At 44.6% G+C, this 19,493-nt stretch carries 20 protein-coding genes; 6 read left to right on the forward strand and 14 right to left on the reverse strand.

All coding sequences use genetic code 11. The annotated features are described in order from the left end of the window. Window positions 1-298 precede the first annotated feature (298 nt). Window positions 299-3,340, forward strand: a complete 3,042-nt coding sequence (locus RCG19_RS07950) for a DEAD/DEAH box helicase (RefSeq protein ID WP_308110414.1) — start codon at window positions 299-301, stop codon at window positions 3,338-3,340. 143 nt (window positions 3,341-3,483) lie between these two features. Here the strand turns inward: RCG19_RS07950 and RCG19_RS07955 are convergent, their stop codons facing one another. The 4 genes from RCG19_RS07955 to RCG19_RS07970 form a co-directional block, all read right to left on the reverse strand. After that, window positions 3,484-3,741, reverse strand: a complete 258-nt coding sequence (locus tag RCG19_RS07955) for a DUF3949 domain-containing protein (protein WP_308110415.1) — start codon at window positions 3,739-3,741, stop codon at window positions 3,484-3,486. A gap of 33 nt (window positions 3,742-3,774) precedes the next feature. Then, entirely contained in the window at window positions 3,775-4,851 is a 1,077-nt protein-coding gene (locus RCG19_RS07960; RefSeq protein WP_308110416.1) for a hypothetical protein, read from the reverse strand. Between the two features lie 160 nt (window positions 4,852-5,011). Continuing rightward, a complete protein-coding gene (locus RCG19_RS07965) occupies window positions 5,012-6,133 on the reverse strand; it encodes a 3D domain-containing protein (RefSeq protein ID WP_308110417.1) in 1,122 nt (373 codons plus the stop codon). Between the two features lie 302 nt (window positions 6,134-6,435). Then, window positions 6,436-6,840 carry a hypothetical protein gene (locus tag RCG19_RS07970; protein ID WP_308110418.1) on the reverse strand — a complete coding sequence of 135 codons (405 nt, stop codon included), beginning with the start codon at window positions 6,838-6,840 and terminating at the stop codon, window positions 6,436-6,438. Between the two features lie 210 nt (window positions 6,841-7,050). Here RCG19_RS07970 and RCG19_RS07975 point away from each other — a divergent pair, with 210 nt between their 5' ends. Then, a complete protein-coding gene (locus RCG19_RS07975; RefSeq protein WP_308110419.1) occupies window positions 7,051-7,464 on the forward strand; it encodes a helix-turn-helix domain-containing protein in 414 nt (137 codons plus the stop codon). A 260-nt stretch (window positions 7,465-7,724) separates the two neighbouring features. Here RCG19_RS07975 and RCG19_RS07980 read toward each other — a convergent pair whose 3' ends face one another. Both RCG19_RS07980 and ssb read right to left on the reverse strand, forming a co-directional pair. After that, the gene (locus RCG19_RS07980; protein WP_308110420.1) at window positions 7,725-7,949 is read right to left on the reverse strand and encodes a hypothetical protein; all 225 of its coding nucleotides are present in this window, start codon (window positions 7,947-7,949) and stop codon (window positions 7,725-7,727) included. After that, on the reverse strand, window positions 7,939-8,310 hold the full coding sequence (gene ssb, locus RCG19_RS07985) for a single-stranded DNA-binding protein (protein WP_308110421.1): 372 nt from the start codon (window positions 8,308-8,310) through the stop codon (window positions 7,939-7,941). Before ssb ends, RCG19_RS07980 begins: the two co-directional genes overlap by 11 nt. A 244-nt stretch (window positions 8,311-8,554) precedes the next feature. On the opposite strand from ssb, the gene RCG19_RS07990 reads away from it, so the two are divergent. Beyond that, window positions 8,555-8,986 (forward strand): YwpF-like family protein, encoded by a 432-nt coding sequence (locus tag RCG19_RS07990; RefSeq protein ID WP_308110422.1) that lies wholly within the window; start codon window positions 8,555-8,557, stop codon window positions 8,984-8,986. Between the two features lie 516 nt (window positions 8,987-9,502). Here the strand turns inward: RCG19_RS07990 and RCG19_RS07995 are convergent. From RCG19_RS07995 to spoIIID, 5 genes are all read right to left on the reverse strand, one after another. Continuing rightward, window positions 9,503-9,841: a hypothetical protein gene (locus RCG19_RS07995; RefSeq protein ID WP_308110423.1), complete on the reverse strand. Its 339-nt coding sequence runs from the start codon at window positions 9,839-9,841 to the stop codon at window positions 9,503-9,505. A gap of 391 nt (window positions 9,842-10,232) precedes the next feature. Then, window positions 10,233-10,667, reverse strand: coding sequence for a 3-hydroxyacyl-ACP dehydratase FabZ (gene fabZ / locus RCG19_RS08000; protein WP_166242304.1), 435 nt, complete (start codon window positions 10,665-10,667; stop codon window positions 10,233-10,235). A gap of 109 nt (window positions 10,668-10,776) precedes the next feature. Next, window positions 10,777-11,088, reverse strand: coding sequence for a DNA-directed RNA polymerase subunit beta (locus RCG19_RS08005; RefSeq protein WP_308110424.1), 312 nt, complete (start codon window positions 11,086-11,088; stop codon window positions 10,777-10,779). Window positions 11,089-11,448: 360 nt separating this feature from the next. Continuing rightward, on the reverse strand, window positions 11,449-12,450 hold the full coding sequence (locus RCG19_RS08010) for a rod shape-determining protein (protein WP_166242308.1): 1,002 nt from the start codon (window positions 12,448-12,450) through the stop codon (window positions 11,449-11,451). Between the two features lie 176 nt (window positions 12,451-12,626). Beyond that, on the reverse strand, window positions 12,627-12,899 hold the full coding sequence (spoIIID, locus tag RCG19_RS08015) for a sporulation transcriptional regulator SpoIIID (RefSeq protein WP_007086083.1): 273 nt from the start codon (window positions 12,897-12,899) through the stop codon (window positions 12,627-12,629). A gap of 625 nt (window positions 12,900-13,524) precedes the next feature. Between spoIIID and RCG19_RS08020 the strand changes: the two genes are divergently transcribed. Then, window positions 13,525-13,851: an MGMT family protein gene (locus RCG19_RS08020; protein ID WP_308110426.1), complete on the forward strand. Its 327-nt coding sequence runs from the start codon at window positions 13,525-13,527 to the stop codon at window positions 13,849-13,851. Between the two features lie 198 nt (window positions 13,852-14,049). On the opposite strand, the gene RCG19_RS08025 is transcribed toward RCG19_RS08020, so the two are convergent. Together RCG19_RS08025 and RCG19_RS08030 are read right to left on the reverse strand one after the other, a co-directional pair. Then, a complete protein-coding gene (locus RCG19_RS08025) occupies window positions 14,050-16,077 on the reverse strand; it encodes a penicillin-binding transpeptidase domain-containing protein (protein ID WP_308110427.1) in 2,028 nt (675 codons plus the stop codon). A gap of 107 nt (window positions 16,078-16,184) precedes the next feature. Further along, window positions 16,185-16,985, reverse strand: coding sequence for a stage II sporulation protein SpoIIQ (locus RCG19_RS08030; protein ID WP_308110428.1), 801 nt, complete (start codon window positions 16,983-16,985; stop codon window positions 16,185-16,187). 136 nt (window positions 16,986-17,121) lie between these two features. On the opposite strand from RCG19_RS08030, the gene RCG19_RS08035 reads away from it, so the two are divergent. Both RCG19_RS08035 and RCG19_RS08040 read left to right on the forward strand, forming a co-directional pair. Then, window positions 17,122-17,583 (forward strand): VanZ family protein, encoded by a 462-nt coding sequence (locus RCG19_RS08035; protein WP_308110429.1) that lies wholly within the window; start codon window positions 17,122-17,124, stop codon window positions 17,581-17,583. Then, complete coding sequence (locus tag RCG19_RS08040; protein WP_308110431.1) at window positions 17,573-18,142, forward strand: dihydrofolate reductase family protein; 570 nt, start codon at window positions 17,573-17,575, stop codon at window positions 18,140-18,142. The genes RCG19_RS08035 and RCG19_RS08040 overlap by 11 nt, the downstream gene beginning before the upstream one ends. 98 nt (window positions 18,143-18,240) lie before the next feature. On the opposite strand, the gene spoIID is transcribed toward RCG19_RS08040, so the two are convergent. Then, window positions 18,241-19,287: a stage II sporulation protein D gene (spoIID, locus tag RCG19_RS08045; protein WP_308110432.1), complete on the reverse strand. Its 1,047-nt coding sequence runs from the start codon at window positions 19,285-19,287 to the stop codon at window positions 18,241-18,243. Window positions 19,288-19,493 lie beyond the last annotated feature (206 nt).

A 19,493-nucleotide genomic window follows, 5' to 3' on the forward strand; every position in this document is an offset into this window, starting at 1 on the left:
TGCTGATTTTTGGGGGTCCTGGTTTGGGATGACCTGTTTATAGATGGGGCCCAAGCTATGAGGACAGTTTTCGTGACTTCTCTTTGCTTTCCGGCCTCATGACGGGGTTATGCGGACAGTTTTCGCGACTTCCCTTTGCTTTCCGGCCTCATGACGGGGTTATGTGGACAGTTTTCTCCACTTCTCTCTGCTTTCCGTCCTCATGACGGGCCATAAGGGCAGTTATTGTGCATAATTTTTATATCTATGGGTTGCGGTTGTTTTTAGCCCTGCCCCCGTTGAAGGAGTACGTTTGATCATGCTGAAAACCAGGTTTATGAAATTACTGACAACTACATTAGGAGATGGTCGTTATCTGCTAACGGCTCAGAATGAACATGGTTCCACTATGAACCCGTCCAGGTGGAAGAACCTTGTTTTTAGCAGCCATGAGGAAAGCTTCTTTGGCACACTTCTGGAAACAGAGACAGTGAACGGGGTTCAGGGCGTAGTGGTGACAGGCTGGCAGCTGGTCTCTCTTTTTGCTAAAGAGTCGTTCAATCGCTTTATTGAGTGGGACTGGAATGATCAATCTGAGATTTGTCTGGCGGCCGCCTTTTCGCTTCATGAAGGTATTCTGGAAAAGGATTGGCTCCCTGATTTTTCAGTTTGGGGGCCCTCTGGTGATTTCCGCTGGAAGCTGCCGGAGCGGGTAAAGGATGAATTTGACTCGTCGTTTTGGGAGCAAAAGGTGTTGGATGAGAATACGGTTCCAGCCGTTAAGGATCTCGCTGCCGCCGGCGATGAGTCCGTTGAATCCTTGGAAAATAACCTTGTCACGACGGAGAGCTACATATCCTCTTTATTTAACAGCGCCCTTGATGCTTATTTAACAAGAAATTCAGCGATGAAGGAACTGTTCGGACCGAAGCTCGATTTGTTGAAAAAGCAAAATATTTCGGGTGTGGAACTGGCTCGTTATTTTGATGAGGAAAGCTGGCTTGAGTGGGTTGGGATTAAAGAAAGTGATACACCCTTTACGATTGGGCTGCGGCTGGATGAACCTGTTGATGGCGAGGGTGCGTGGAGCCTGGATGTATTTTTACGAGGAAAGAAAAATGACGATCACATTGTTGATGTAGATGGCACTGGTGCTAGTACCGGGAAGATTCCTGCGAAGTGGCGGCCCTTTTTAGATAAAGTGGGGCGTGAGCGGGAACGCTGGGTTCGGTTGATTCCATGGCTGGGCGGTGAGGATGGCCTTTTTAAAACGCATCTTACCGAAGAAGAAGCGTGGATGTTTTTAACGGAGGCCAGTGAGACGCTTGTTGCCTTGGATGTTGAAATCCTTCTTCCTTCCTGGTGGCAGGCGATGAAAAATGCCAATTTGAAGGTGAAGGCATCGCTGAAGGGTGGGTCAAGTCATCGCCCATCGTTTGTTGGGCTGCAGGCGATGCTTGATTTCAACTGGCGGTTTTCGATGAATGGTGTCGACTTGTCCGAGGAGGAGTTTGGGCAGCTTGTCGAAGAAAAGCGGCGGCTTGTCTATATTCGCGGTCGTTGGGTGAAGCTTGACCCGCAGTTTATTCGACAAATTCAGGATTTGATGAAGCGTGCTGAAAAGGAAGGCTTGCATGTCCGTGATTTGCTTGAGCAGGAGCTGGTAGATCATGGCGAGGCTGAGGGCGACGAGCTGGAAAATCCGAAGGCGTTTGCGAAAATTCAAATTGAATTGAATCGTCAATGGAAACAGATGATCAAGCAATTGTCGGAAGTGCATGAAATCCCGTTAACGGATGTTCCCTCGGGGCTGAACGGTGAACTCCGCCCCTACCAGCAGCTTGGCATGAGCTGGCTTTGGTTCTTGCGGGAGCACGGCTTTGGCGCCTGCCTCGCCGATGACATGGGCCTCGGCAAAACCGTCCAACTCATCGCCTACCTGCTGAAAGTCAGGGACGAGTCGGTGCCTGTCACCGTTGATACTATTAACACGGTGGAGGCTAATGAAATGGTGCCTGTCACCAATAGCACTACGCGGAAGAGGAAAACTGTTGTTGGAGACGCGGCGGCGGATGCTCCTAAGGAAAAGGTTCCGACGAATGCGGCGCTGATTATCTGTCCGACGTCTGTGCTGGGGAACTGGCAGAAGGAGCTGGAGCGTTTCGCTCCCGAGATGAACGTATATTTACATTATGGGTCAAACCGCCTAAAGGAGGAGGCTTTTTCTGAGAAAGTGCAAGCTGCCGATGTGGTATTGACTTCCTACGGATTAAGCCACCTCGATTCTGAAGAGTTTCAATCGCTAGTTTGGAGCTCAGTCGCAATTGATGAGGCGCAGAACATCAAGAATGCGCAGACAAAGCAATCGAAGGCGGTGCGCAAGTTACGCGGCCGTCATCATATCGCGTTAACGGGCACACCAATGGAAAATCGTCTCTCCGAACTGTGGTCGATTTTTGATTTTACCAATCATGGGTATCTCGGTAGTTTGGGCCAGTTTCAGAAGAAGTTCGTCATTCCGATTGAAAAGAATGAGAAGAAGGAAAAGGTTCAGCAGCTCCAATCGTTGATTCGGCCATTTTTACTGCGCAGGACGAAAAGGGATGAAGAGGTTGCCCTTAATCTCCCAGATAAGCTGGAGCAAAAGGAGTACTGCCCCCTTACGGCAGAACAAGCCTCCTTGTATGAGCAGTTGATTCATGACACGTTTGCTGAAATTGAAAAATTATCGGGTTTTGAGCGCAAGGGTTTAATTTTACAAATGCTTAGTCGCTTGAAACAATTGTGTAACCACCCCGCCCTTTATTTAAAGGAACGGGCGGCAGGACGCGAGCTGTTAGAGCGGTCGAATAAGCTAGAGAAGCTGGTCGAGCTGGTGGATGCTGTTCTGGAACAGGGTGAAAGTTGTCTCATCTTCACGCAATATATCGAAATGGGCGAAATGATCCGCGCGACTGTAAAGAAGAAATTTGGGGTTGAGGTGCCGTTTTTGAATGGCAGCGTACCGAAAATGCAGCGTGATACGATGATTGAGCGATTCCAAGATGGAGAATTCCCTGTATTCCTGCTGTCGTTGAAGGCGGGCGGAACCGGTTTGAACCTAACTGCGGCGAATCACGTCATCCACTATGACCGCTGGTGGAATCCGGCCGTTGAGAACCAGGCCACCGACCGTGCGTACAGGATTGGCCAATCACGGTTCGTCCATGTGCATAAGCTGATTTGCACTGGGACGCTTGAGGAGAAAATCGACGCCATGCTCGAGAAAAAGCAATTCCTAAACGACCAAATCATCACCAGCGAAAACTGGATCACCGAATTATCAACCGATGAACTGAAGAACTTAGTTTATTTAGGATGATGGCAAAGGTAGCTGGATGGTTATTGGTGACAGGCACCATTTGCGATGTTCCCACTGTGGTGGTGGGAATATTGGTGACAGGCACCATCCAAAAGGCAGCAAAGAAAAATGCAAAGGCCCCGCGCCTTTGCATTTTTCTTTTTCTATTTATGTTTCCACTTATAAAGGATGGTTGCGAATATATTTGCGCCGATAAACAGCGGGTTTCCTTGCGCGTTGAAACTCAATTGCTGTTGTTCAAAACCCATTCTGTCATACATTTCGTTCTGGCTGATTCCCTGCTCCCTCCGCTTTTGGTCCATTTTTTTCAATTCCTTCACATAGGAATACTGCATAGGTAATAGAATCAACGATAATAAAAGGTAAACGCCAAGTATTACTAACGTCACTGATAAACTCACTTGAATCTTCCCCCTTTTTCTTAGCAAGCACTTTTAGACATTGCCCATGTTATTCATTTTTTCGGAGAGTGCAGTGTAAAACCTTTGCGGTTCATCAAGCCTTAGATGCGCTTTCATTACCCTTTTCTTAAATCCATAGAGGAGCTTAGCTTCTGCCGGTTGCACAAACTCCAACTCAAAAGTTGGCTTTTCCTTCATAAAGTCTGCTACGGTTGCATCAAAAACATGCCGCGCTTCCACTTTTGTTAATTTTTCTGGACCTTGATAATAGTGAAAACTTTTAATTTCCCTGAGAGGTACAGTTAACCTTTTCATGAAACCGACCTGCAGGTATAAATGGGTGTCGGTAATGATCATTGGACAAAGGCGAATGGCCTGGATTTCTGCTACAAAGAATAATAACGTATAAATATTTAGCCCCAACGCGATGATGGCGACCGTAGGATTCCATGAATGAAGCAGAAAGTGAAACCCGACTGATTCCAAGACAAGCGCGTGAATGAGCATAATATAGAGTGCAATCGCACCTGTTTTTTTATGATAGGTAAATGATCGCTCTCCAGATATAGGTTTCTTCCTCCAAGAAAATAGGCTGTAATAAACCATCGTCATTTCGGAGAAAACGATATCGCGCACCCGAGTGGGTTTCATCTGTTGATTCCATGCTTGTTCCATTCGATGTTGAAAGGTCAGATTTTCAGTTGCAGCTGCGATTTCGGTTGTCCGGTAACTCCTGATGATTGCCGGAACTTTCACCAGTAGCTTAAAGATTACATAGAGTTCAACTACTAAAAACGCACCCTCGCCAGCAAATAAGATATATTTTACAAAAGAAAAGCCTGATAGGTAGATTTTTGGAATAATCAATCCTGCGGCACCATATCCCGCGATCATAACGGGCAGCACATATTTCAACGAATAGCGCTTTCTTATGATAAAAATATAAACAAGTAACGGCACGGTAATGATGAAGTCAAATAAGGAGCCCAATACCATTCCAGGTGGAGGAGAACCGGCCCATTCTGCATGATAAACCAATACATTTGAACCCATCACTAGCGTGAGTAATAAACCGAACAATAGCCACTTATTTTTCGGGATCGTTAACATATCTTCCCTCCATTACACTGGGGATTCTCGCCGCACTTTCTACTTCTATTTTAACATAAATATCCAATTTTAGGAATCAAAAGGACAAAAAAAGAGACCCACCCAGGTTAATTCCCCGTGCTAGGTCTCTTTTTTGCATTCTGTGTATGATGTTAAGCTTCTAATTCAAAATTACAACTTTTACAGTTTTTCTGCCCCATGAATACGCAGCTGCCTTTGTTGGCATAAGTACATCAATTCTATGACCTTTAATGGCACCACCTGTATCACCAGCAATGGCTACACCGTACCCTTCTACCCATACTTTGCTGCCCATTGGGATAACGGACGGATCCACTGCAATCAATTTCATATTTGGATTGGCTGCAATATCATAGCCAGACGATGTAATGGTTCCCCCATCAAATGGAGTGTATGCGGTCGCTGTAACATACATCTCTTTACCGTTTATCGCTACTCCAGCATTTCCTTGAGCAGGGGTTGACGAAGCGGATACAGCGGCTACCCGTGCACTTGCCGCTGCTTGCTCTGCACTAATTTTAGCTTGTATATCTTTCATTTGATTTTCAAGCCCGGATCTCTCCTGCTCGGCAAGCGCTACCTGCTGCGCAATTTGGGTATATCTTTCCTGCATGGCAGACAGGGTTTGTTGTCGCTTTTGCATATTTTGATCAAGTTCTGCCTGCTGAGCAGCAAGCGCCTTCTGACCTTCTTCTAAGACCTTCTCTTGGCGATCAATCTCTTCTTTATCTTTTTCAATCTGTTTAAGGTCTTCTTTTTGCGCTGTCAAAATGTCTTTATCGGCATCCATTAGCTGTGACGCAGCACTGGCACGCTGGATGAAATCTGAAATACTATCAGATTCAAAGAATAGGTTCACGATCAGATTGACGTTGCTATTTTGCTGCATCGCTACTGCCCGTTTTTTCATAATATCTTGGCGGGCGAGCATTTTGTCCTCAAGCACAACAATTTCCTCTTTTTTCGCTTCAATGAGTTTGTTCGTTTCATCGATTTTCGCTTGAGTTTTTGCCATTTCTTCTTTGTTCTTCGTAATCTCATTGTAAACAGATTCTAACTCTTGCTTAATATTTTGTATTTCTTTAGTGACCGATTTCTGTTCTTGTACCTTTTGCTCTACTAATCTCTCTTTTTCGTCTAGCTGCTGCTTGGCATTATGTAGGGCATCGCTGTTTGATTGTGCATATGTAACCATTGAACCTGATACACATAACATCATGGTAAGTAACACGAGAATGATACGCTTTCTTGTCGTTTGCATACACTTTCTCCTTTCCTTAGTACCCTATTTATAACAAACCAATGTACCAGTTATGTTACAAAAATATTAAATGTGTATCACATTTTGTCTTAATCCTCCGAAAAGGTGTCAAATCTGTGGCATAACAGTGTCTACTTTTGGGGTAATTTCGTTGTCACTACGGCCATAGCACTAAGGGTGACAGGCACCATTCGTGGACAGTGTCCATGTAGGGCGGACAGCTCATCACGAGCAAGGAGTGGGGAATACAAAAAAGGCCCCGGTTGTTGTTTCCGGTGGCCCCTTCATTCATTTTTTCTGATTTATGGCAGATCCTCCCCAAGTTTCTTCTCCTCTGACACGACCTGCACTTTCACTCGCTTGCCCATCCGTTTTTTACGCAATGGTGGAATTCTTAGGTAAGAAACCCTACTCCCTTCTTTAATCGCAAAGTCGGCTAACACATCGAAGGCATCCTCTTCTGTGAGCATTCGACCACCTTCCGCAATCGAAAGCGATCGTTCATCAAGATCAAACTGTACGTGGCAATCACGAAAATAAAAGGAAATATTCGCATTATCATCTAGTGGGATGGTTCGGTAGGGAGAATTCTTAGTTGGTTTGGGTATTAGTTGGCCTTCTTCAAATGAGCTGGTTTTGCATGTGATTTGTAATTCTTGGTTTTTCGCTTTTTTTCCAATCAAGATGATGGAACTGGTATTGTTCAAATAAAAGACCTCCATTAAGTTACAACTATCGACCATTATTATTCGACAATACTATTCATTTTCCTGCCCGTCCCCTATCCAATAAAACCCATTTTCAAATGGTGTGCACGTTTTTCACGATTACCAATGTGCACAACTGTCACATTTGGTCTTTGCACACTTTTAAACCGTTAAGTTAAAAACATCAATGTTATGACGGCGGTGAAAAGGATGTCTTTATCGAAAAAATTAAGGGAACTGCGCGACAAGCAAAACTGGTCGCAGGAAACACTGGCTAACATGATGAACATGCACCGTTCGACAGTCAGTCGTTATGAAACAGGGAAAGCGATACCGAATTACCAAACAGTTATTCGTTTTGCGGAAGTATATAATGTAGAGAAGGACTACCTGGTGGAAGAGCTTGATCAGCTGCTGCCAAACGTTGAGGCCCCCGGATTTGTGCTGAAGGAAAATCCGGAGGATCCGGACATTGGACTGATTTTGAAGCTTGTGGAACTGGAACCGGAATTAAAAAAGGCTCTTGTTGACCTTTCCCTCATAGGTCCGAAACGCAGAAGTTTTTATGCAGACGGTATTGTAAACTTTATTAAGTTAGATAAACGGCATAAGGACAAAATGTAACATCGAAGAAGCCACTGACACATGTTCAGCGGCTTCTTTTTAAAAAAACAGGGGGGTTTTTTACTAGTTTTCCCGGGCCGCTAATTTTTATACTTTCTCTTTATAAAAAAAATCCGGCAATGGCTGCCGGACGGAAAAATGAGGATGATAACGGAGGCGTGCTTGATTTTCTCTAACAACCGGAACCAGTGCGGGGGAAGTCTTTTCAAAAAACAATTCATGAAGCAGATCTGAGGTGATTTGGTCGAGTAATCCAGGATTCAAAGGTGTATGGGAAATTTGTTTGCAGATTCGTGCGGGTATCTGGAGTAGATTTGAATGGGGCCATGTTCCTTGTTCTCTAGTTGCTGCTCTCTTATTAGCCATTCCAATTGACTGACGCGTTTCTGCAGGCTGTCTACATTTTTATTGGCCTTTCCCACCATTTTAATTAAGCTTTCCAGCAGTTGCTCCAGGTTGTTGACAGCATCATCATTAATTTCCAACTGGTACTTCCTCCTTTTTGGGCTCAGGCGAAGCATCATGTGGTTTGGCGCTCAGGAAACGGACCGTTTCAGCCACCACCTCTGTAACATACACCCTTTTGCCTTCTTTGTTATCATAATGGCGGGTTTGGAGTCTGCCCGTAATCCCGATAACTGATCCTTTTCGACAATAGTGGCACGTATTTTCCGCTGCCTTCCGCCATAATGTGCACGGAACAAAATCGGCCTCAATTTCACCATTATGGTTGCGAAAGTGGCGATTTACTGCCAGCGATATTTGTGATACAGCCGTCCCATCCGGCGTCTTTTTTAATTCCGGATCCCGCGTCAGCCGACCAACAAGTATAACCTGATTTATCATTCTTTCAACTCCTTTTTCTTTGATGGTTCTATCATAGTCCCAAGGTTTGATTGTTGTAAAATAGCGATAATGCGTTTATCAGGGTATTTTTTGTCAAAGACTGCCGGTTATCACCCTAGTTTTTGTCAAAAAATAGGGATTTTTTTCACATATGGCAGTTTCTGCAAATTTCAACAAATATTTTTCGACATTTGTTTTTCTGTGGCGTATGTTATAATTTAGGAAAAATACACAGGAGGCTGCTATGAAATCATTTAAGTTGTACTCATTGGATGTCGTTGGCGATAATTCTTCTGTCGAGGTGCCATTAGTGGATGGCTTGATTTTAAATAAGGAGGATGAACACTCCACCTGGCTGCTCGAGGCGTATACAAACATGTCCCTCTATGATTATTTTAAAAAAATTTCCGAGCAGAATCAGGATATTATTGTGGAAGCGGTGATCACGAAGAAGGAGAACGCTCCGGCCTATTTTCAAACCAAGATTTCCTCGCTGCTTAAGTTTGAAAACTACATTAGCGTCTTGTTTGAAGGCCATTTGCGCCGCAATAAAAGCGATTATTCCGAGCTCCTGCTCGACAATTTGATGCAAAAAGGGCTGGAAGGCGAAGATCTCCTCAGGGAATTCAAGGAAAAAATAAAGAGCAAACCAAAAATTAAAGTAAAAAATCCTTAATCTGTTTGCTAGACATTCATTCGACAATAGCCGCCAGTCCTCGGACTGGTTTTTTCTTTCGGATAAGATTTGGGGGAATATTTACATTTTTGTTGATTTTCTGCCAATTATTGTGATATTAATAGTATTGGTAAATTTTTATATAAAGGGGGAAACATGTTGAAAGGATCATTTGGACTTATACTCGGTATTATAATTGCTATTTTTTTATAACTTGATGCGCCGAAGCACAATAAAAGTCGCTGGCTTTGGGCTATTTTAGGATTTTTCTTTGGCCCTATTGCCTTAGGGATTTATTTCATTCGAACAGGACGCAAAGTTCTCGGCTGGATAATAACCATCGTATCCATACTGCTTTACATCATAATCATCGTCTCTATTATTATACTACTAGTAGCATTAGTAGCAACCGGCGGTGAATTCTAGGGTGTCAGGCACCATTTGAGCACTTGCCACTGTCAATACAGTAGAAAGGGTGTCAGGCACCAAACAATAGTCGCCTGCCACCCTTTCTTTTTATTCGTCTTTGTTGTCTGCGTCGTTTCTGTCGATGTCATCCTCGATGATGTCTTCTCTTGGTGTATTGTTGTCCTTACCAGGGTCTTTGTCGGTATCCGTATTTTTGTCTTCTGACTCTGGATAGTGATGATCGTTGTTCAAATTGTTATTCCGATTGAAGTCATCATTCAAGTCGTTGTTCCGATCGAAATTATCATGTAAATCATTGTCCGCCGGTGTGTTCATATTATTATTTGTTGGTGGTGGCGGATTTTGATCATCATTATTGTTACAGCCAACAAGCAGCACCCCAGATAGGATAGAACCTGCGAGTAATAAAAATAACTTTCTCTTCAAGCGAAAAGCCCCTTTCACTAAATAATTGACCGTTGACATGTAATGGTCTGTTTTTAGCTTCCCCACTGTGAAACAATTGTTGACAGGAACATTTATCCACAGAAAAGCGCAAGCGCCCTGGTCAGCGGCGTATGACCTCCTCGAAAAAGCTAACGCTTTTTCTTCGTGCGATGCATATGCTGCCGAAGCTTTCCTTGTGGAGCGCTCCAACTGAGATAAAGGAAACACGAAGAGCCGGAGGCGCATTCGTGCTTGACTTATCGTAGGGCGGAGAGCGAAGGGCACTAGCCGCTAGGGCGCTGGAGCTAGACATTTCTCAAAGACGAATAATACAAATTCACATAATATAAAAAAACGACCAGGATCGGGATCCTAGTCGCTTTATCCAACATTATTCTTTTTTGTCCCCTAACGCAAACGTGATTTCTGCTTCACAAGCAACCTCGCCATCAACGGTCGCAACGGCTTTGCCTTTGCCAATCGGCCCGCGGATTCGCACCATTTCTACTTCAAGGCGAAGCTGATCGCCGGGTTTTACTTGCCTTTTAAAGCGGCAATTGTCAATTCCTGCAAAAAAGGCTAAGCGGCCGCGATTTTCTTCCTTTTTCAAAACGGCGACTGCCCCTACCTGTGCAAGAGCCTCCACGATTAAAACACCTGGCATGACAGGATAATCCGGGAAGTGGCCATTGAAAAATTCCTCGTTGGCGGAAACGTTTTTAATTCCAACAGCTCGTTTTCCTTCCTCCACCTCTAAAATACGGTCAACCAATAAAAACGGATAGCGGTGCGGAATAATTTCTTTAATCTGTTCAATATCAAGCATTTAATTAGTACCTCCTACTAGGAACAAGTATTTATCCTTATTCTACTATTAATGATAGACAAAAGGAAAGGGCAATCCGGGTCCCTTCCCTATTTTTTCAGTATTATCGCTATTTCTTATCCACTAAATCAAGTATATGCGTCCATGTTGACTCTTTAAACACATCTGCCACTTTTCCGCCGCCGAGCACGCCGTACCCCACAGCCGCACCAGCTACCACACTGACAAAGATGAAGACAACCAAAAGCAGCAAACGAAGCCAAATGGGAATCATGCGAATTCGGATGCGTTTAGTTGGACTTGGAACGGCATCCGCCTTTTCCACATTCACTAGTCTTTTTTCGTGGTCAGCATCGTGCTTACCTTTTTTATAATCTTCTCTCGTCCTTGCTTGCTGCTGGTTTAGATTATCTGCAGACATTCCTTATTCCCCTTTAACCGAATTCCGTTCGGATCACAAGTTTACTTCCTATTATATCCTAATTATTTTATAAAAATTTCTTTACAAAAAGTCCATTTTCTCTATTATAAAAAATTATTCACGATAACACATTAATATTTTACAGAAAAAAGTCAATTCTTGCAAAAAAGGATAGATTTTTGGCGAAAAAATGATGATCGGACCCAGGTTCCAGCAGAAAAAAGCCCAATGAGCGAGGCTTGTCCTGCCTGCTACATTGGACTTTTTATATGGTAAGATGTCCTACGACCCAAATCAAGAAGATTGTTGTCGAACATCATGTACCAACCCGAACTCCAGGTTTATTTTTCCAAAAGAGGATTACCCTAATTTCCGATTAGGAATGCGGTCGATGTTATCCAGCATAATCCCGGTGCCAATTGCCACACAGTCCATTGGATTTTCCGCAACAAGCACAGGTACCTTCAGCTCTTCCGCAAGCAGCATGTCGATGCCGTGCAGCAATGCGCCGCCGCCGGTTAAAATGACGCCGCGGTCAATGATGTCAGCTGAAAGCTCTGGTGGTGTGCGCTCAAGAACGCTTTTTGCCGCCTGAACGATCACAGCAACTGATTCTCTTAATGCGCCTTCGATTTCTTCAGAACGAACCGTAATCGTGCGCGGTAGACCACTTACCATGTCACGGCCGCGGATTTCCATTTCCTCCGAACGAGAACCTGGGAATACGGTACCGATATTGATTTTAATATTTTCTGACGTGCGCTCACCGATCAACAGCTTGTACTCGCGCTTGATGTAGTTGAGAATTTCCATGTCAAACTTGTCGCCGGCCATTTTGATGGAGGAAGAAGTCACGATATCGCCCATTGAAAGCACGGCAACGTCCGTTGTTCCTCCCCCGATGTCTACTACCATATTTCCGCTTGGCTGGAAGATGTCCATTCCAGCACCAATTGCTGCCACTTTTGGCTCTTCTTCAAGGTAAATCTTTTTGCCGCCGCTTTTTTCAGCAGCTTCTTTAATAGCCTTTTGCTCAACACTTGTAATGTTCGTTGGGCAGCAGATTAAAATGCGCGGCTTCGATAAAAAGCCTTTAACGTTTAGTTTATTAATAAAATGCTTTAACATTGCTTCTGTTACATCAAAATCTGCAATCACGCCGTCTTTTAACGGGCGGATGGCGACGATGTTTCCTGGTGTCCGGCCAACCATGCGGCGAGCTTCCTCACCTACAGCTAAAACGCGGTTTGAATTTTTATCAATTGCCACGACGGAAGGTTCATTCAGCACAATTCCACGGCCTTTTACGTGAATTAGCACGTTGGCCGTTCCTAAGTCAATTCCAATATCCCTTGCAAACATTCTTTTTTCGTTCCTCCTTGGAGACAAAATCCACATACTTTTCCTAATTGTCTATTCTACCATATTCATTAAAATTTCCATAACGATTTAATAAAAATACGTAGACTTTTGTGGAAATGTGTCGGTAGAGGAGGAATTTTTTTAAAAGTACTACTGTTTGAAGAAAAAAAGGCTGTTTATTTAACAGCCTCCCCTTCCTTTTCTTCTTTTTGATATTTCATTTTTGTCGCCTCTCCACCCCTGAGATGACGGATCGATTTATGATAATCTAGAATTTCTTTAACCTCGTTTGCTAGCTCTGGATTAATTTCAGGAAGTCTCTCTGTTAGATCCTTATGGACTGTACTTTTGGATACGCCAAACTCCTTCGCAATCACGCGAACCGTTTTCCTCGTCTCCACGATATACTTTCCAATCTTGATAGTTCTCTCTTTGATGTAATCGTGCACACTCTCGCCCTCCCTAATATGGATGTGAGGAGTGTGAAATGAGACCCGCTTATCACTTCGACGAATACTGCTTCCGCACAGTTATAAAGGTGTGTGTTGTATAAATGGTGCCTGTCACCGTTTACACTATTGCTGTCTCCTAAATGGTGCCTGTCACCATTAGTACTATTTACACCATGCGGCAGAAAGTATTACCCTTCTGACAATACAATGAATAATCATGTCTCCGACTGAATGCCCGCTAATTTCAAACGACTCTTCACCTCAAACACTCTCTTTGTAAAGGTTTGTAACCATTTTATTAGCTTGGATACGGGTTTATGCACAAAATCCACAATCGGGACAAGGGTGTTCGTCGAATCTTTTGAAAATAGGACAATTTCACTTTTTTCGACATTCGGGGGAATGCACGTGTCCCAAGGGGTTTCACAAGGAAATCGTCTGCGGATGTCGTTATTTCCCGAGAAATTTGTCGAGCGAAAAAATGATTTTAAAACACTTAATATCAGTATTTCTGGTTCAAACTCGCCTAATATGAGGCAAATTTCGATTCCTTTTCAGCAAGCTTCAGCACATTTCAAGTATAATGGGAGAAAATAAATGTTCATCAGAAAGGATCATCCCTATGACACCTTTTACTGCAGCAGTAGTGGAAATTATTCAAAACATACCAGAAGGTAAGATTATGACTTATGGACAGATCGCCGCGCTTGCCGGAAGCCCTCGTGCAGCCCGCCAGGTCGTCCGCATCCTTCATTCCATGAGTCGGAAACACAACCTACCTTGGCACCGTGTCATCAATGCTAAGGGCCAAATCGCCATTCAGGAGGACGATTCCTACAATGAGCAGTGGATGTCGCTTGAAGCGGAAGGTGTCCAGGTAGGGTTGAACGGAGTAATCGATTTGCGGAGATATCAGTGGAATCCCGAGCAGGTTTTTATCAAAGAATAAGCTAGGGTGGCAAACCTAAAGTGAAGAATAAATCCCGAAAAGTGACGAGTAAATCTCCAAAACCCGAGAGTAAATTGTTCAAAGTGGACAGGAAAGCGGTTAGCTGCTTTCTAATGTCCTTTCATTTCGGCCCAATAACAAAAGGCCCCGCTAGTGGTGTAGCTAACACTACCACCACTAGCAAGGCCCCGCCGAACACTATTTGATTTTCATAAAGACATTTTTGACCATCTTCACCGGAATTCCGGAGCCGCCGCGACCTTGGACACCTTCGACCATCATCGCGACCATCAGCCGCGGATCGTCAGGGTTGTATGCGATGAACCAGCCGTTTTCTGTCCCAGTTTCGCCTTGCTTTAGCTTCAACTCCGCCGTGCCCGTCTTGCCCGCCAACGGATAATCCGCCATCTCCGCCGCATGTGCCGTACCTGCCGCGTCACCCACGACTTTCCGTAAATCTGCCGCAATCAGCCCCGCATGCTCTGCCGAGACCGCCGCCTCCTTCAGCACCTGCCCCTGCGCTTCATCCGCAAGCAAGATCGGCTTGATCATATTGCCGCCGTTGCCACTCACAAACGGTGTATAGGACGCAAGCAAATGAACGACACTCATCTGTACCTGCCCTTGCCCATAACCCGAATCTGCAAGCGCAATCTCATTGTCGAGGCCGCCAATCACGGACTTCTCAAGCGGGAACGGATATCCAAGGTCCTCCTCAAAGCCAAACTTCTTCAACCCATCCGTAAATCCTTGTTTCCCTATTTTCAGCGCCGCCTGGGCAAAATAAATATTGTCGGAATACACGAGGGCTTTTTCCAAATTCACCGGATCCGTCCCGGCATGCACCCGCGTCACAAAATAACCGCCCCACGATTTATCCTTCTGCCATTGCTTGCCAAGAATCGGCACTGCCTCCTCAGGCTTAATCGAACCACCAGCCAAGCCCACCGCAGCTGTCAGCGGCTTCATTACCGAGCCTGGTGCATATGCTTGCTTAAACCGCGTCGTCAACGGCTTACGCACGTCCTCTTGCAACGCTTTCCATTCCTCCGCTGAGAACCCTAGCATCGCCTGATTCGGGTCAAACGACGGGCTGCTGACAAGCGCAAGTGTCTCACCGGTCACAGGATTCATCACCGCTGCCGTCCCGGCCTCACCCGATGTACCGGCTGCACCCTCAACACTAGCACCCGTCATCTCCGCAAACACGGCCTCCTGCACATCGGCATCAATCGTCAACTTTACATTTTTCCCATCAACCACTGGCTTTTCGGCCAGCACCGCATCCCCAGACTTCTTCTTCATCACAATCTTCACGCCGCTCGTGCCCTTCAACTGCTCATCCAGCACCTGTTCAAGCCCGCGCTTCCCAATCACATCTTTGTCCGTGTAGCCCTTGTCCTTCCGCTTCTCCAATTCGTCCGCCGTTATCGGGCCCACATATCCCACTAACTGTGCCGCGGCTGCCCCGAAAGGATACACCCGTGCCTCCACCTTCCGCGTCTGCACCGGCTCTAGCGCCACCAACTGCGCAATCCGCTCCTGGTCATCCATCGACACCTTCTTGAGCGGCACAAACAGCCCCGGCTTCACCCAGTTCGCCCCGAGCGCCTTCGTAATCTGCTCTTTCGGCATCCGGAGCAGCGTCGAAAGCGACTCTAGAACCGCCGGATCTTCCTTTCCGGCTACCACGCCAACCTCATACACCTGCCCATTGACCGCCATCCCGTCCCCATCTCGATCCACAATCTCCCCGCGTTTCGGGGCAACCGTACTGAGGCCAATCGTATCGCCTTCCTTCAATTCTGGAAAAATGAATCCAGTATTCCAGTCAACATACCAGTTCTTCTTATCGTCTCTTTTTTCTTCTTGTAACTTCGCTTTTTGGCTAAACTGAATAGGTCCTGCAATGCTGTTCATTTTTGCACTAAAAGAATAGGTCACCTTCTCCTTCGCCTCTTTATCCTCTTTTGGTTTTTGGAAATCAATCTTGAGGCCTGTAATCTGAAGATCTTCGTATATTTTTTGATAGCGAGTGGTAAACTCATCTTTGGTGATCGTCTGTTTTGCATCATTAGAAAGGTAATCATACATCTTCGTAAACTTTTGTTTGTTCCAAAGTGCTATGTAGTCGGAAAATCGCTCCTCCGGTGTCGGTTCTTTGCTGCAGCCGGCAATCGAGGCCATCACGACAAGCAGCAACAGAATCCCTATTATTTTTTTCAAACGTAATCCCTCCCTTTTCTACCATTATAAACAATATGCTAGAAATAGGAAAAAAATCCGAATATAAAAAAAGAGGAAAAGTATTCCCCTTCCCCTTTGATACGCTATTAAGAGTTTTGATTATCTGTAGAATTGGTTGATTCGTCTTCAGTGTCGGAAGCAGGATCATCAATCTTTTGTTCTTCTTGCTTCTTTTTCGGCATTTCTGTAGACTCAGTATTTTCCTGCAACGAGCTCAACGGTTTGTCAAAGTAACTCGTTGGGTTAACTGCCACGCCGTCTTTACGAATTTCAAAATGTACATGTGTTCCAGCTTTTTCATTGAACAAGCTTTGCCCAGCCTTGGCAAGGACATGTCCCTGTTTTACTTGCTCGCCAACCGTTACTTTTATGTCTTTAACGGATTGGTATTGTGTTACAATACCATTGTCGTGCTCAATTTCAATGACGTTCCCGAGGGTTGCATCTTCCTCTACACGTTTGACGGTTCCGCTAAGTGATGCCGTGACATCAAACGTTTCACCGTTTTTCAACGCCAAGTCAATACCTGTGTTTTGTTGGTACGTATTGTTGTAAAATACTAATGCTGATTCCTGGTCTTCTGCTTTGCCTTGGAAATCATAGAACTTGGTTTTCACAACTGCTTCAGTGGCTTTGTCCACCGGCATTTTAAAGTTTTCAAATGGCTTGTTGACTTCAACCGCTGGTGTTTGGTCCTTTTTACCGGCAAGGTCCGTAGACTTGTAATCATACTTATCGGTGTTGCTGCTGCTTGCTTGATACCAAAGAACCCCGGTTAAAATGATTGCTGCACTTGCGATATAAATGGCTGGAAATACCCAACGCTTTTTGAAAAAGCGTTTTACGCTGGAACTTTGAGAAGATCGTTTGTTTTCTTCCTCTCTCATTTTCATCACCTCAGCAATCATTCTGAACAGATAACTAGAATTATATACACTAGTCCAAAAATTTTTTTAAAACTTATTTTTCGACAGCGCGAAGGTTTTTATGCATTTATTTTTAAAATTTATCGGAGGTACTGATATGTTAGTCTTAAAATGGGTGCTGCGACTGCTGCCCTTACTCTACATGGCGGCGGTATTTATTCAATCGAGCCTGCCATCCAATCAATTTGTTGAGCTGCCCAATTCCTTTATCGACCGCAATCTGAAAGAGTCGCTCCATTTAATAGAGTTCGCGATTTTATACGTTTTACTCGTGCTCGCCTTTCTGACACGCAGCCGCCCGTTCACGTCTTCTTTAAACGTGGCCTGTGCCCTTTTCGCAGCCCTTTACGGTGTAAGTGATGAATTCCATCAATCCTTCTACGCCTACCGCTCGGCTTCATGGTTTGACCTCGTCAAAGATTTCACTGGAATTAGCGTTAGCTTCTATTTTGTACGCGGGGCCCTGTTTAAAGGGAAGTTTATGCGGCTTGCGGGACTGCTCGGGCGGGTGCACGTGGTAACTGGGAACGCTAAACGGGGTGATAATCATGGAAAATAGCGGAAATCAGAGAAGAATCATTTTAGATCTAGCGGTTACTTTAGATGGTTTTATTGAAGGGAAAAACGGGGAAGTGGATTGGTGCATCATGGATCCTGAAATGGGGTTCACTGATTTCTTGAATCAAATTGATACCATTTTTTATGGTAGAAAAAGCTACGAATTATGGGGACAATATTTTCCAAAAAGTGATGAGCCGGATACCGAAAAGGAAATGTGGGAATTGGTCCATAGTAAAAAGAAATATGTTTTTTCCAGAACACAAAAAGTAACTGATCATCAAGCCATCTTTATCAATGATTCTATTCTGGAAGAAGTAAATAAATTGAAGAACACGTCTGGTAAAGACATCTGGCTCTATGGTGGAGCGAGTCTCATTACCACGTTTATCAATTTGGGGCTTGTTGATGAATTTAGATTATGTGTTCACCCTGTTGTTTTGGGAGAAGGAAAACCGCTGTTTATGGATGTAAAACAGAGAATCCATTTAAAAATGATTCAGACAAGAACATTCTCCTCTGGTGTGGTGCAAATGATCTATCATCGGATTGGCAACTAAATTTTATCTCGAAAGTAGGTTCTCCTATTGAATTAAGGGGGAACCCATAAATAATGGGTAAAGCCAGGCTCTAAAGCCTGGCTCCATCCATTATCAACCTATTTCTGTGCCGTCACGGTTGCAAGCATCGGATCCGCTGGTGAAATCTCCACACCTTGATAATAGTGCTTCACAATCTCTTGATAATCAGCACCCTCCTCAGCCATGCCATTCGCGCCGTACTGGCTCATACCAACGCCATGACCGAAGCCTTTTGTCGTAATGACAATATTGTCACCCTTCCGCTCCCAAGCAAAGTCAGATGACCGCAAATCTAGTTTGTCTCGGACATCCTTTCCAGTTAGAACCTTCCCATTAAAATCTACTTTTCCGACACGCTTGCCGGTTGTGCGCTCGACAATTTTTCCAATTGTGGATCCGGCACCAATCTTCACACCAAGCAATGATTCAAACTCTTTAACAGGCAACACCTTTTGTGAGGTAAATTTCGGTGATTGTTTATCCCAAGGGCTCGATACACTTCTTAAATAAGGAAATTTACTTGGCCAATAGTCCTCTGAGTTCTCGGTATACCCATTGCTTGTTGAGAAAAACAGAGCATCAATCGGTTTTCCATCATAAGTTAAAATCTGCCCCCCTGTTGCCCGGACAGCATCCAAAATCTTTTTCCTTTTCCATTCATAATCAGCGCCCCATTGCTTCCTTAACTCATCATCATTTTTATATACTTGATTGTTTTGTGTGTCGGTGACCTGCGCTCCTTTTGGTACACCAATTGTATCTTTGTTAACTAGTCTATTTACGATATAGGTTCTTGCCGCCAGCGCCTGCGCCTTCAAAGCTTCCTCTTTAAAATCCGCATTCATTTCCGCCGCCACCACACCAACAAGATAATTTTCCAATTGGACAGTCTCAATTTTCGATTTGGCCGAACGGAATACCGCGACTTCAACCGCAGGATCCGTGGCTTGAGGAGTGGCATTCGCCTCTTTTGTCTGGGAGCCCCCCTTCTTCGTTAAGTCTTCCCCCAATTTCCCGCTCGCCTGATGCTCGCCTGAAAAGGGTAACACGAGCACGGCCGGAATGATAAGGGTCAGGGCAATAAGAAGCGATGCTAGTACGATGAGTGGTTTGAATTTTTTCATGATTGTGCCTCCAGTGTGAAAAATTCGCAGCCGGCAGCCATTCAGCCGGGATACGTCTCCATTCATACATATGGAAGCGGACAAGCATTTATTACAGATATTTTCTTAAAACCGAGCGTGGTGTCAGGCACATACATCTACAAGCTCACGCACCCATTCTTTCAAATAGGGGCTTGTAGACCTAGTTATTTAACCATCCACAAAAA

It is taken from the genome of Neobacillus sp. OS1-2 (assembly GCF_030915505.1).
GTDB lineage: Bacteria > Bacillota > Bacilli > Bacillales > Cytobacillaceae > Neobacillus.

Coding starts and splice junctions, on each gene's coding strand:
- RCG19_RS07990 (WP_308110422.1), top strand. CDS start 8,555: ATGAAATCATTTAAGTTGTACTCATTGGATGTCGTTGGCGATAATTCT.
- ssb (WP_308110421.1), bottom strand. CDS start 8,310: ATGATAAATCAGGTTATACTTGTTGGTCGGCTGACGCGGGATCCGGAA.
- RCG19_RS07975 (WP_308110419.1), top strand. CDS start 7,051: ATGTCTTTATCGAAAAAATTAAGGGAACTGCGCGACAAGCAAAACTGG.
- RCG19_RS07960 (WP_308110416.1), bottom strand. CDS start 4,851: ATGTTAACGATCCCGAAAAATAAGTGGCTATTGTTCGGTTTATTACTC.
- RCG19_RS07950 (WP_308110414.1), top strand. CDS start 299: ATGCTGAAAACCAGGTTTATGAAATTACTGACAACTACATTAGGAGAT.
- spoIID (WP_308110432.1), bottom strand. CDS start 19,287: ATGAAAAAATTCAAACCACTCATCGTACTAGCATCGCTTCTTATTGCC.
- fabZ (WP_166242304.1), bottom strand. CDS start 10,667: ATGCTTGATATTGAACAGATTAAAGAAATTATTCCGCACCGCTATCCG.
- RCG19_RS08040 (WP_308110431.1), top strand. CDS start 17,573: ATGGAAAATAGCGGAAATCAGAGAAGAATCATTTTAGATCTAGCGGTT.
- RCG19_RS08035 (WP_308110429.1), top strand. CDS start 17,122: ATGTTAGTCTTAAAATGGGTGCTGCGACTGCTGCCCTTACTCTACATG.
- RCG19_RS08030 (WP_308110428.1), bottom strand. CDS start 16,985: ATGAGAGAGGAAGAAAACAAACGATCTTCTCAAAGTTCCAGCGTAAAA.
- RCG19_RS08020 (WP_308110426.1), top strand. CDS start 13,525: ATGACACCTTTTACTGCAGCAGTAGTGGAAATTATTCAAAACATACCA.
- RCG19_RS08005 (WP_308110424.1), bottom strand. CDS start 11,088: ATGTCTGCAGATAATCTAAACCAGCAGCAAGCAAGGACGAGAGAAGAT.
- RCG19_RS07965 (WP_308110417.1), bottom strand. CDS start 6,133: ATGCAAACGACAAGAAAGCGTATCATTCTCGTGTTACTTACCATGATG.
- RCG19_RS08010 (WP_166242308.1), bottom strand. CDS start 12,450: ATGTTTGCAAGGGATATTGGAATTGACTTAGGAACGGCCAACGTGCTA.